Below are 11,724 nucleotides of genomic sequence, written 5' to 3' on the forward strand. Positions count from 1 at the left end.
CGCTCATGCAAGACGGCCGCATGCAGGCATGCGGCCGTCGTCTTCATACTCAGAAAAATCATGCCCAAGAAAATCATGCCTGGGCAAAGCATGCCCGGATAAATCCGGGGCGCCGACCCGAGGGGAGGCCGGCGCCCCGAGGCAAGCGCCGGACCGCGAACGGTCCGGCGCTGCACAAGCTCACTGCAGGCCGTCGCGGATCGCGGTGGCCAGGCTGCCCTGGGCGTCGTCGCCGCTGAACTCCCAGAAGAACGCGCCGCCGAGGTTCTGCGCCTTCACGTAGCTCATCTTCTCGATGACCATGGCCGGCGTGTCGTAGCTCCAGAACGTGCTGCCGTCGTACTTCCAGGTCGCACGCGCGTTGGCGTCGGTGTAGATCGTGCCGGGCCGGTTCTTGAGCACCTTGTAGTCCTCGTTGCCGGCCTCGTAGGTGCCGGGCGCCGCGCTACCGCTCTGGTACAGACCGTTGTTGACGTTGGCCACGCCGGTCCAGCCGCGGCCGTAGAAGCCGATGCCCAGGTTGAGCTTGGCCGCCGGTACGCCGCGCGACAGGAAGGCCTCGAGCGCATCGTTGGTGTTGTAGAACTTCTGGTCGCCGGTCGACGGATCGTTCGGCGAATTGAACAGCGCCGAGTGATGGTTGGTCTTCGCATCCCAGGTACCGTGGAAGTCGTAGGTCATCACGTTGATGAAGTCGAGATACGAGTGATACGCGGCCGGGTTGGTGACGCGCACCTTGTCGACGCCCGCACCCGCGGCGATGGTCAGCAACAGGCCGGGGCGCACCGCGTTGAGCTGGCTGCGGAACTCGGCCAGCAGGGCGGTGAAGTTGGCGTTGTCCTCGGGCGTGCCGCAGGTCAGGCCGCAGGCTGCGGGGTATTCCCAATCCAGATCGATGCCGTCGAACACGCCGGCTGCCGCGCCCACGCCGCCGGCACCGTCGGTGACCGGCAGGTTGCCGCGGATGTAGGCGTCGATGCACGAGGCGACGAAGGCCTGGCGGTTCTCCGGGCGTGCCGCGCTGGCGAAACCGCGCGACCAGGTCCAGCCGCCGAGCGAGATCAGCACCTTCAGGCCCGGGTACTTGGCCTTGAGCTGCTTGAGCTGGTTCCAGTTGCCGCGCAGCGGCTGGTCCCAGGTGTCGGCCGCGCCGCTCACGCTTTCGGCCGCGCCGAAGGCTTTGCTGTAGTCGGCGAAGGCGTCGCCGCCGGCGCCGGTGTTGGGATCGGAGGGTTGGATCACGCCGACTTCGCAGCGGTTGTTACGCACGTTGCCGAAGGCGTAGTTGATGTGGGTGATCTTGGCCGCCGAGCCGCTGGTGTCGATGTTCTTGACCCGGTAGTTGCGGCCGTAGATGCCCCACTGGGCGAAGTAGCCGATCACCCGCTTGTTGCCGCCGCCGCCGCCCTGGGTGGTGCTGGCGCTGATCTGCGCGCTCTGCGCGGAGGCGTTGCCGGCGTTGTCGCGGGCGCGCACGCGGAAGGCGTAGGCGGTGTTGGCGCTGAGGCCGGTGGCGGTGTAGCTGGTCGCGGTCGGCGAACCGACCAGGCTGCCGTCGCGGTACACGTCGTAGCCGGCCACGCCGCTGCCGCCGCTGTTGTCGGTCGACGCGTTCCAGGTCAGCGAGATGCTGCTGGAGGTCTGCGAGGGCGAGCTCAGGCCGCCGGGCACGCTTGGCGGGGTGGTGTCGGTGGACGGCGCGGTCACGGTGATCGTCGAAGTCGCCGAGGTCGTGCTGGCGCCCTGGTTGTCGGTCGCCACCGCCTTGAAGGCGTGGCTGCCGGCGCTGGCGTTGCTCCAGGTCACGCTATAGGGGGAGCTGGTGTCGACGCCCAGCGAAACGGTGCCGCGGAAGAACTCGACCTGGGCGACGCTGCCGTCGCTGTCGGAGGCGTTGGCGCTGACGGCGATATTGGCGCCGGTGGTGTAGCTGCCGCCGTTGGCCGGCGAGGTCAGGCTGACGCTGGGAGGCTGGTTGGTGCCGCCGCCGCTGCAGGCGCCGAGGTCCTGGTACCAGCCGCAGCTGGGGCAGTGGGTCGGCGGCGCGTTCCAGATCTGGATGTTGGCCTGGTAGAGCCGGTTCTGATAGACCAGCTTGTCGCCGGGGTTGTAGATGGTCGACGCGTTCCAGGCCGGAATGTTGGCGCAGCTGGCGCTTTGCGCCAACGCGTTCGAGCCCCAGGACGCTGCCAGCAGGCAGGTCCATAGCGCCAGTGTGGTCGATCTTGCGTGCTTCATGAGCGTCCTCTCCCTGTGCGAAGTCCGATGCGAAATCCCGGGCCGTCGCCGGCCGGTGCTGTCCCTCTGTGTTCGGAAAGGAGGCGCGTGGCCTCGGTGCTGCGCGGGAGGTTCGGACCTCCTCGTAGATCGCCGCAGTGCGGCGCGAAAGCGGAGCGGGCGCGGCCCGCGCGTGTTGCCTGCTGGTTCCTCCCCATGCCGTTGCGGCGGCGCGCGGGCCGTTTCAGCGGTCCCTGCGCCTGTTTCGGGGGTCGAGGCTGTTTTTTGCTGACAACGTTGTCAATCGCGTCAGTATGGGTTTGCGGCGCAGTTCACAAATATTGATGACAACGTCGGTCAGCAGAGGCCCTGTTTGTTGCATCGCAACGAGTCAGAAATGACCGGAAGACAATCGCATCATGCGCTGCGACGGCGCCTGAAGGTATGGAGTCGGCCGATAGCTTTTAGCTTTGGGGTAGGAGCGGCGTAAGCCGCGACCGTGATCTCACGACCGACCATGCGCCGCGGCCATGCGGATTGGTGCGGTCGCGGCTTACACCGCTCCTACCCCAAAGCCGAGCGCGGGCTTGGGGGGCTCAGTGCGCGCGCTGGTCCTTGCGCAGCTTGGCGACGGTGTCGGCGTTCACGGGGGCGGCGCCGCGCTGCGCGCGCAGCCAACTCGCGAGCTTGGCGACCTCGGCATCGTCGAGATCCTGGGAGAAGCCCGGCATGGCCTGCATCCGCTCCAGCCCCGGCAGATCGTGTTCGGGGAAACCGTCCAGGATGGCGACTATCAGATTGTGCGGATCGCTGTCGCGGACGCTGCTGTTGTCGCGCAGGCCCGGCGCGACGTGCGGGACGCCCTGGCGGTCGCTGCCGTGGCAGCCGGCGCAGAGATTGGCGTAGTCGAGACGGGCGGACTCGGAGAACCCGGCATTCGACAGGTTCACGACCGACTTCGCTTTCGGCGTCGTATCGCCGAGCAGGTAGGCGGTCATCGCATCCAGGTCCGCAGACGTAAGCCGGCTGGTCGACAGATTCACCACGGTCAGCATCTCGTCGGAAGCCACCGCACGGGCGCTGAGCCCGGTGGCGAGGTAGCCGCGCAATTGCGCCGCGTTCCAGCCGCGCGCGACCAGGCCTTGCGGTGTGATGTCGGGCGCGGCGAAGCGTCCGAGTTCGTTGTTGCCGGCGAGCGGCTGCGCGCGTTTCAGTTGCCCCGCCCAGCCGCGCGGGCTGTGGCATTCGCCGCAATGGCCGAGGGTGTCGACCAGATAGCGCCCGCGCCGCCAGGCAGGCGACGATCCTTGCGAAGCCGGTGCCGCGTCGGCCCCGGCGCCGGCGAAGGCCAGATTCCACAGCGCGATGCCGCTGCGGATGTTGAACGGGAAACCGACGTCGTTCTTGCGATTGGCCTGTGCCACCGCGGGCTGGTTCATCAGATAGGCGTAGATTGCGTCCGAGTCTTCGCGCGCGATCGGGCGATACGACACGTAGGGCATCGCCGGATACAACTGGTGGCCGTCGCGCGCTTCGCCGCGCGTGAGCGCGTGGTGGAAGTCGTCGGCGTCGTAGCGGCCGATGCCGTGGTCGGGATCGGGGGTGATGTTGGTGCCGTGGATGGTGCCGAACGGCGAGGCCAGGGGCACGCCGCCCGCGAACGGCGCGCCGCCGGGCGCGGTGTGGCAGGCGGCGCAGTCGGCGGCGTCGGTCAGGTAGCGGCCGCGCGCGAGTTGCGCGGCCGTGGCGTCGACCTTCCGCACCGGGCCGCGCCCGGCCCACCACTGCAGCAGCCAGCAGCCGATCAGCCAGATCGCGATCAGCAGCACCGCCCAGGCGACGATGCGCCGCCAGCCGATCCGAGTCATGGCGCGTTCTCCCGCACCAGGCCCGGCGTCGCCAGCACCAGCGCCTTCACCGCCTGGTAGTAGCGCACGTAGCCGGTGCAGCGGCACAGGTGTGGGTCCAGGGCTTCGGTGATCGCGGCTTCGACTTCGGCGGCGGCCACCGGTGTTTTCTTCAGCCGCTCCAGCAGCACCGTGGCGGCGTTGACGAAGCCCGGCGTGCAGTAGCCGCACTGGAAGCTGAAATGGTCGAGGAAGGCCTGTTGCACCGGCGAGAGCTCGACGATGGCGCCGGCGTCGTCGCGCTTGGCATGGCCTTCGACGGTGCGGATGCGCTTGCCGGCGAAGTAGTGCGCGCCGGTGATGCAGCTGCGCACTTCGCGCGGGCCGTTCTCGTCGTCGACGATGACCGTGCAGGCGCGGCACACGCCCTGGCCGCAGCCGAAGCGGGTGCCGGTGAGACCGAGGTATTCGTGCAGTACGTCGACCAGCATCATGTCTTCGGGCACGTCGATCGGGCCGTGGGCGCGGCCGTTGACGTGCAGGGCCAGCGGTCGTTTGACGATGGGCGCGCTCATGCGGCGCTCTCCGAAGCATTGGTTTCCGTGGCCGCGCCCGACAACGCCGCGCGCACCTTGTCCGGGGTGATCGGCAGCTCGCGGAAGCGGTGCCCGGTGGCGTGCGCGACCGCGTTGGCGATCGCCGGCACCACCGCGATCATCACCACTTCGGCCATGCCCTTGGGCGGATCGGTGTCGGACAGCGCCGGCAGCACTTCGCCGCTCTGCTTCCATACCGCGACGTCGCGCGCGCGCGGCAGGCTGTAGCGGTTGAAGTTCCAGGTGCCGTTGCCGGGTCCGTCCTCGTACAGCGGCAGGAACTCGTGCAGGGCATGGCCGATGCCCATCGCCAGCCCGCCCTGCAACTGGCCGGACACCAGCTCGGGCACGATCTGATTGCCGCATTCGAGTATGGAATGGTGGTTCAGCAGTTCGACCGCACCGCTGGCGGTGTCGACCGCGACTTCGGCGAGGGTGCCGATCGCACTGTAGTAGACGACGCCGGCGTTGTTGCGCTGGGTCGGTGGGTAATGGGCGCGCGTGCGTTCGATCATGCGGTAGCCGTTCGCGGTCGGCGTGCCGGCACCGGCGCCGCTGCCGTCGCCCCAGCGCAGGGCGATGCCGTCCAGCGGCAGGCGCGCGTCGTCGCCGGGCAATGGGAACTCGGCTTCGGCCCATTGCCAGCGGTTGAAGGTGTGCACGATCGCGCCGGTCGCCAGCCCCAGTTCGTGCGCCTTCGCCGCCAGTTGCGCCAGCGTCAGCGCCACCAGTCCGCCGGCGGTGAGCTTGCCTTCGACCCAGCGCGCGTCCTCGCGGCGCACCGCCAGCGGCGCCAGCTGGCCGCCGCCGTAGCCCTGGCCCCACAGCGCCAGCGCCGCCGACCACAGGCCCTGGGTGAACAGCAGCCGCGAGGCTTCGCGGGTAGCGTGCCCGTAGAAATACGCGGAGTTGCTGGCGCTGCTCGGGATCACCCGGTTCGGAGTCCAGCGAGGATCGCCCTGCTGGCGATCCTGGTCGGCCTGCGACATCAGCCAGGGATCGCCGGTCGCGACCATCGGCAGCTCCGGCCAGTCGCTCTCGCCGGTGCGCACGTCGTCGGCGGGACGGCCGAGCCACTGCACGCAGAGCGCGGCCTGGCTGGTGGTCATGCCGGTGCCCATTTCGACCGCGACATGGCGCAGCCCGACGCGGCCGTCGCGGGACAGCGAGACTTCGGCGAAAGCCGATTCGGCGCCGGTGCCGAAATCCTTCTGCACGCAGCCGAAGCCGACGCCATAGCGCTTGCCCGGGTGCGCGGCTTCGTATTCGCGTTTGCGCTCGGCCCGTTCGCGCCACAGCGGATGCGCCTTGGCCTTGGCCAGCACTTCGTCGGCGCGCTGGGCGCCGCCCGGGATCGCGCCCTGGGTGTTCTTCATCCCGGACTTGAACACGTTGCGCTCGCGCAGTTCGATGGGGTCCAGCCCGAGTTCGGCCGCGACCTCGTCGACCAGTATCTCGGTCGCGCCCATGCTTTGCAGCGTGCCGTAGCCGCGCGCCGAGCCGGCGTCGAGCGCGCGCGATGAGATCACGGTGCTGGCCAGGTCGCTGCGCGGGAAGTAGTAGATCGACTGCGCCGCGGTCGCCGCGACCAGGCATACCGAGGGCGAGAAGTTGCGCCGGCCGCCGCCGTCGCCGCGCATCTCGCCTTGCAGGATCTCGAAGCGGCCGCTCTTGCGATCCACCGCGATCCGATAGCGCATACGGAAACTGTGGCGCTTGAGGCTGGCCTGGAACTGTTCGTAACGGTCGTTGGCCAGGCGCACCGCGCGGCCGTCGCCGTACAGGCCCGCGACCAAGGCATAGAACGGATACGGATTGTGATCCTTGGAGCCGTAGCCGACGGTGTAGCAGGGATGCAGCACCAGCCGCTTCACGTCCAAGCCGCTGGCGGCGAGCGCGCGCGCGCCGTCCTCGGCGATTTCCTGCGGCGACTGCGTGGCCACGACCAGGTGCAAGCTGGCGCTGTCGCGGTCGAACCAGCCGTTGCCGTTGTCGGGCTCCAGCGCGGCGGTGTCGATGGATTGCGAGAAGTATTCGCGCTGCAACACCAGGCGCCCGTCGTCGGGCGCGTCCAGGCTGGCCGCGATCGCGCTTGCGTGGGCCATGCCCTGGGCATCGATCGCGCCCGCCGCGTCGGCCTGCGGCCATTGCGGCTGGTTCTTGCGATAGCCGGCCGGGAACAGCGGCGTGTCTTTAAGACTGGAATAGGCGTCGTCGTCGAACGCGGTCGCGCCGCCGACGCGCACGTAGCGGAAGCTCGCCCAGGGCTCGCGTTCCAGCGGCCCGGTCTGCGCGCCCCAGCGGATCAGGTCGTCGCGGAACTTCAGCCGGGTCTTGGCCGCGCGGAAACGCGCGAAGTCGTGCCAGATCAGCAGCGCCACCGCGTGGCCCAGATAGGCCGGCGTCCGGCCTTCGGGCAGCAGCATGTGCTCTCCGTAGAACGGCGGAAACCCGAGCCCGTCGCGGGCGAGATCGGCGGCGGTGACGATGCGGTCGGGCTGCAGACCGTCGCCCAGCACCGACAGGTCGAACCCGGCGTAGGCGCGGTCGGCGCGGGTCACCCGCAGCAGCATCGCGTGCGCCTGCTCCTGCGGCCAGCCCGGCAGGTCGCGCGCGCGCACGTCGAAGCTGAAGAGCTTTTCGCCGCAGACCTTGGCGGTGGCGTCGGTGCGGTAGCGGATCTTGCCGGTGGTCGCGTCCCAGGGCATCGGCCGCAGGCGGTCGCGTTCGAACAGGGCCGCCAGCGCGGCGCTGCCCGGCGCGGCGACGTAGACCGAGATGCCGGCCACCACGCTGCATTTGAGGAAATCGCGACGGCTGAGGCGGGCTGGCATGGAGGGCGTCCTAGCTGGCTCTGGCGAATAGTAACCACAAGTCCGGCGGGAAAAATCGCCTTGCGCCGCGTGGCCGGCGCCGGGCGCGCTTTCTCCTTCGGCGATGTGTAGGCATCGTGAGGACGAGGGCGACGGCCGCTCAGCCCGGCCGCTTCGAGGCCTCGTCCACGCCGGCGTAAGCATCGGACCGTTGCGGGCATCCGCGCCGCACCGGCCGCGCAAGGCTGCGCGAACAGGGACGTCGGCCGTCGACGTGGCGCGCTTAGATCGCGAACGCGCGCTTGATCGCGTCGGCCGCCTCGACGGCCTTCGCCTGCAGCAGGAAGTGCGGGCCGTCGAGTTCCACGTAGTTCGCCAGCGGCAGGATCGCGCGTATGTGCTCCCAGCTGTGCCGCGACACCAGCCGGTCGCGGCGGCCGCGCAGGTACAGCAGCGGGCAGGCGACCCGGGCCAGGGCCGCGGTTTCCTCGGCCGTGCTGCCCGCATGCATGCGCGCACGGATCGCCGCCGGATCCAGCGTGGCCAGCACCTCGCGCGTGCGCGTAAGCCATTCCTCGCTGGCCCAGGCGCCGAGCATCGCCGCCGCCGTCAGTCGGGTCGGGAGTCGGCCGATCGGCAAGACGGCACCGATCCGGCCCAGCCACGAGGCGGGCAACCGCCAGCCCGGCGGACTGGGTGCCCGCGCGAAGCTGGCGCACAACACCAGGCCGCGCAGACCGTCGGGACGCGATGCGGCGATGCGGATCGCGATCGGCCCGGAGAAGGATTCGCCCAGCAGCACGAAGGGCTGGTCGCGCGGCAGGCGTGCGCGCACGTAGTCGGTGAGTGGGTCGTAGCCCCAGGCCGCGTCGCGCGGATAGGCGACGACTTCGGGGCGGAACTGCGGCGCCAGCGCCGCGGCGAAATCGCTGAGCAGCGCGCCGGTGCCGTCCATGCCCGGGAGCAGCAGGCAGCGCATGCTCAGGCCTCGTCGGATGTCGGCAGGCGCAGCTGCAGGCGATCCAGCATGCGCAATACGTAGCCGCGGTTGCGCGCGAGCTTGATCCAGGTCGGCAGGCGCGAAATCATCGAGCGGTTGGTCAGGACCCGCCGTTCGCGCTGCTGCGCGCCTACATAGCGGCGCAGCTCTTCGAGATGGGCGCGGTTGTACACCCACAGCGGGCCGGCGCTGGTCGTTTCGATCAGCCGCAGCGGCAGACCGAAGTGCGGATCGCGACCGTCGGCGACGTGCAGGCGCTGCGCCGATACTTCCACCATGCTGCTGCGCCCGCAGATCGGACAGGTTCGGGCGAGGCGGCCGAATCCGGGGCTCGAATACAGATCCGGCACCTGGGTCGAGCCTGCTTCGTCGTCGCGCCGCTCGTTCACGTGCAGCCACTGATGGCCGCAGTAGCCGCAGGGTCGGCGGCCCCACAGGCGGACTGGACCCAGCCAGTCGTGGCGCTCGCTGCGCGCTTCCAGGCCGCAATGCGTGCACACGTAGCGCGCGGTCCAGCGCCGTTCGACCCAACTGGCCGTCACCGCGCCGGGCCGGTCGCAACGCTTGCAGCGGACTTCGACGCGTTGCGCGAACGACCACAGGCCCAGGCCGGTATCGCGATGGCGGGCCGGTTCGACGGCGAGCTCCTGGGGCCGCGTCTCGTCGCTCATGCCGTGCTCCGCACGTTCCTCAGCACTCGATGACGTTGACCGCCAAACCGCCGCGCGAAGTTTCCTTGTACTTGTCCTGCATGTCGCGGCCGGTGTCGCGCATGGTCTTGATGACCTTGTCGAGGCTGACCTTGTGCTTGCCGTCGCCGCGTATGGCCATGCGGTAGGCGTTGATCGCCTTGACCGCGCCCATCGCGTTGCGCTCGATGCAGGGGATCTGGACCAGGCCGCCGATCGGGTCGCAGGTCAGGCCCAGGTTGTGTTCCATGCCGATCTCGGCCGCGTTCTCGATCTGGCTGGCGGTGCCGCCCAAAGCCGCGACCAGGCCGGCGGCGGCCATCGAGCAGGCCACGCCGACCTCGCCCTGGCAGCCGACTTCGGCGCCGCTGATCGAGGCGTTTTCCTTGTACAGGATGCCGACCGCGGCGGCGGTGAGCAGGAAGTTGCGGATGCCCTGGATGTTGGCGCCGGGGCAGAAGCGGTCGTAGTAGTGCAGCACCGAGGGGATGATGCCGGCCGCGCCGTTGGTGGGCGCGGTGACCACGCGACCGCCGGCGGCGTTCTCTTCGTTGACCGCGAGCGCGTACAGGTTGACCCAGTCCAGCACGGTCAGCGGGTCGCGCATCGCCGCCTCGGGCTTGCTCGACAGTTCGGCGAACAAGGCCGGCGCGCGCCGCGACACGTGCAGGCCGCCGGGCAGGGTGCCGGTCTGGCGGATGCCGCGTTCGACGCAGGCCTGCATCGCCTTCCAGATTTCGTCGAGGCCGGCGTTGATCTGTTCCGGCGTGCGCCAGGCCTGCTCGTTGGCGAACATCAGATCGGCGATGCTCAGCCCGCTGCGCTGCGCCTGGGCTAGCAGTGCGTCGCCGGAGTGGAAGGGGTAGGGGAGGTCGGTGGTGTCGGCGACGATGCGGTCTTCGGCCGCTTCGTCCTGATTGACCACGAAACCGCCGCCGACCGAGTAATAGTCGCGCGTGGCGATGGTTTCGCCTTCGCTGTCGTAGGCAGTGAAGCGCATGCCGTTGGTGTGGAACGGCAGCTTCTGGCGCTTGTTCATGATCAGGTCGTGCTTCTCGTCGAAGCCGATCTCGCGCTGGCCGAACAGGCGCAGGCGCTTGCTGCTGCGGATGCGCTCGAGCGCGTCCGGGATGATGTCGGGATCGATCTGGTTCGGCCAATGGCCTTCCAGGCCCATCAGCACGGCCTTGTCGGTGCCGTGGCCGCGGCCGGTGAGGGCGAGCGAGCCGAACACTTCGGCGCGCACGCGCGTGCAGCGTTCGAGGTCGCTGCCGTTACCGGTGCCGCCTTCGATCAGCCAGCGTTCGACGAAACGCGCGGCGGCGCTCATCGGGCCGACGGTGTGCGAGGAACTCGGCCCGATGCCGATTTTGAAAAGATCGAAGGTGCTGACGGCCATGGGCTGGGGGATGCTCGGCTGGAGGGCGATGGGACGCGATCAGCGTCCGTTGGCGGTCTTGCGGTGGCGGGCGCCGCGGCGTTCTGCGGGTTCGCGCGGCGGCGGGGTTCGCCGGTCGCTCCTGCCCGCGGCGGGCGCCGGCAGCGGCGCGCCCGGGGTCGCGGTGCGGATCGAGCGGAGGACCATGAACCCGTCCCAAAATGGACTCCAGGTATTCTAGACGCTCGCGAACCCCGCCACCTCAGTACGCAAGCGCATGCACCTGATTCTCTACCAGCGCGACGATTGCCACCTCTGCGACCTGGCCCTGGAGGTGCTGGCGCAGGCGCGCGCGCCCGAGTTCGACAGCGTCTTCATCGACGAGGATGAGGCCTTGGAGGAGCGCTACGGTACGCGCGTGCCGGTGCTGCGCGACGAGGGCCGCGGGCGCGAGCTGGAATGGCCGTTCGATGCGGCGCGCCTGCAGGATTTTCTGGGCGCCTGATTCGGCTCGGGGTGTCGCTGGAGCGCCGTGCTGTGCGCCTTCGGCTGACTGAACGCTACGGGCGGTGGATGCGGCGGTAACCGCATCGCACCGCACCGCTGCCGCCGGCTTACTTCGCCGCCGGCACCAGGATTACCTTGGTGCTGACCGCGACTTCGTTCGGAATGATCGAGGTGTCGGCCCAATCGCCGCCGCCGACGCCGAAGTCCAGGCGCTTGACCGTGGCCTTGCCGCTGAGCACGGGCTTGGCGCCGCCGGTCCAGGTGAAGGTCAGGGTGACCGGCTTGCTCACGCCGCGCAGGGTCAGGCTGCCGTCGGCGGCGTAGTTGTTGCCGCCCATGCTGCGGAACTTGGTGGCGACGAAGCGCGCCTGCGGGAATTTGGCGATGCTGAAGAAATCGGTGCCCTTGAGGGTGTCGTCGCGCTCGGCGTTCTTGGTGTCGGCGCCGGCCAGCGGGATGGTCACATCGAACTTCGAGGTGTCCAGCCGGGCCGGATCGAAGCTGATCTTGCTGGTGAAGCCGGGCAGGCGGCCGCTGAACACCTCGCCCTGGTACTTGGTGGCGAAGGTCAGGGTCGAGCCGGGCGCCTGCACGTAGTCGGCGGCGTAGGCCGGTGCGGCGGCGAACAGCAGAGCGTAGGCGAGGGGCTTAAGGGACATCGGGGTTCTCCGGAGTGG

Annotated in this window: 9 protein-coding genes; 1 reads left to right on the forward strand and 8 read right to left on the reverse strand. The window is 69.4% G+C overall.

All coding sequences use genetic code 11. From position 1 onward, the window contains the following. Window positions 1-180: 180 nt before the first annotated feature. From ASD78_RS21785 to ASD78_RS05850, 7 genes are all read right to left on the reverse strand, one after another. Complete coding sequence (locus tag ASD78_RS21785) at window positions 181-2,238, reverse strand: glycosyl hydrolase family 18 protein (protein WP_056099062.1); 2,058 nt, start codon at window positions 2,236-2,238, stop codon at window positions 181-183. Window positions 2,239-2,813: 575 nt separating this feature from the next. Further along, on the reverse strand, window positions 2,814-4,085 hold the full coding sequence (locus ASD78_RS05825) for a cytochrome c (RefSeq protein WP_056099065.1): 1,272 nt from the start codon (window positions 4,083-4,085) through the stop codon (window positions 2,814-2,816). Next, window positions 4,082-4,639 (reverse strand): (2Fe-2S)-binding protein, encoded by a 558-nt coding sequence (locus ASD78_RS05830; protein WP_056099068.1) that lies wholly within the window; start codon window positions 4,637-4,639, stop codon window positions 4,082-4,084. The genes ASD78_RS05825 and ASD78_RS05830 overlap by 4 nt, the downstream gene beginning before the upstream one ends. Next, window positions 4,636-7,494: a molybdopterin cofactor-binding domain-containing protein gene (locus tag ASD78_RS05835; RefSeq protein ID WP_056099071.1), complete on the reverse strand. Its 2,859-nt coding sequence runs from the start codon at window positions 7,492-7,494 to the stop codon at window positions 4,636-4,638. Before ASD78_RS05835 ends, ASD78_RS05830 begins: the two co-directional genes overlap by 4 nt. A 262-nt stretch (window positions 7,495-7,756) precedes the next feature. Beyond that, on the reverse strand, window positions 7,757-8,452 hold the full coding sequence (locus tag ASD78_RS05840) for an alpha/beta fold hydrolase (protein ID WP_082575450.1): 696 nt from the start codon (window positions 8,450-8,452) through the stop codon (window positions 7,757-7,759). A 2-nt stretch (window positions 8,453-8,454) separates the two neighbouring features. Then, the gene (locus tag ASD78_RS05845; protein WP_056099076.1) at window positions 8,455-9,144 is read right to left on the reverse strand and encodes a hypothetical protein; all 690 of its coding nucleotides are present in this window, start codon (window positions 9,142-9,144) and stop codon (window positions 8,455-8,457) included. A 19-nt stretch (window positions 9,145-9,163) separates the two neighbouring features. Then, window positions 9,164-10,561, reverse strand: a complete 1,398-nt coding sequence (locus tag ASD78_RS05850) for an L-serine ammonia-lyase (protein WP_056099079.1) — start codon at window positions 10,559-10,561, stop codon at window positions 9,164-9,166. A gap of 256 nt (window positions 10,562-10,817) precedes the next feature. Between ASD78_RS05850 and ASD78_RS05855 the strand changes: the two genes are divergently transcribed. Beyond that, window positions 10,818-11,045, forward strand: coding sequence for a glutaredoxin family protein (locus tag ASD78_RS05855; protein ID WP_055903462.1), 228 nt, complete (start codon window positions 10,818-10,820; stop codon window positions 11,043-11,045). A gap of 109 nt (window positions 11,046-11,154) precedes the next feature. Here ASD78_RS05855 and ASD78_RS05860 read toward each other — a convergent pair whose 3' ends face one another. Further along, window positions 11,155-11,706 carry a YceI family protein gene (locus ASD78_RS05860; RefSeq protein WP_055903460.1) on the reverse strand — a complete coding sequence of 184 codons (552 nt, stop codon included), beginning with the start codon at window positions 11,704-11,706 and terminating at the stop codon, window positions 11,155-11,157. Between the last annotated feature and the right edge of the window lie 18 nt (window positions 11,707-11,724).

Origin of the sequence: Lysobacter sp. Root667 (assembly GCF_001427715.1) — a bacterium.
Lineage (GTDB): Bacteria > Pseudomonadota > Gammaproteobacteria > Xanthomonadales > Xanthomonadaceae > Lysobacter.

What these genes read in the sequence shown, in the direction of transcription:
- ASD78_RS05860 (WP_055903460.1), bottom strand. Translation starts at nt 11,706, where the DNA reads ATGTCCCTTAAGCCCCTCGCCTACGCTCTGCTGTTCGCCGCCGCACCG.
- ASD78_RS05850 (WP_056099079.1), bottom strand. Translation starts at nt 10,561, where the DNA reads ATGGCCGTCAGCACCTTCGATCTTTTCAAAATCGGCATCGGGCCGAGT.
- ASD78_RS05855 (WP_055903462.1), top strand. Translation starts at nt 10,818, where the DNA reads ATGCACCTGATTCTCTACCAGCGCGACGATTGCCACCTCTGCGACCTG.
- ASD78_RS21785 (WP_056099062.1), bottom strand. Translation starts at nt 2,238, where the DNA reads ATGAAGCACGCAAGATCGACCACACTGGCGCTATGGACCTGCCTGCTG.
- ASD78_RS05835 (WP_056099071.1), bottom strand. Translation starts at nt 7,494, where the DNA reads ATGCCAGCCCGCCTCAGCCGTCGCGATTTCCTCAAATGCAGCGTGGTG.
- ASD78_RS05825 (WP_056099065.1), bottom strand. Translation starts at nt 4,085, where the DNA reads ATGACTCGGATCGGCTGGCGGCGCATCGTCGCCTGGGCGGTGCTGCTG.
- ASD78_RS05830 (WP_056099068.1), bottom strand. Translation starts at nt 4,639, where the DNA reads ATGAGCGCGCCCATCGTCAAACGACCGCTGGCCCTGCACGTCAACGGC.
- ASD78_RS05840 (WP_082575450.1), bottom strand. Translation starts at nt 8,452, where the DNA reads ATGCGCTGCCTGCTGCTCCCGGGCATGGACGGCACCGGCGCGCTGCTC.
- ASD78_RS05845 (WP_056099076.1), bottom strand. Translation starts at nt 9,144, where the DNA reads ATGAGCGACGAGACGCGGCCCCAGGAGCTCGCCGTCGAACCGGCCCGC.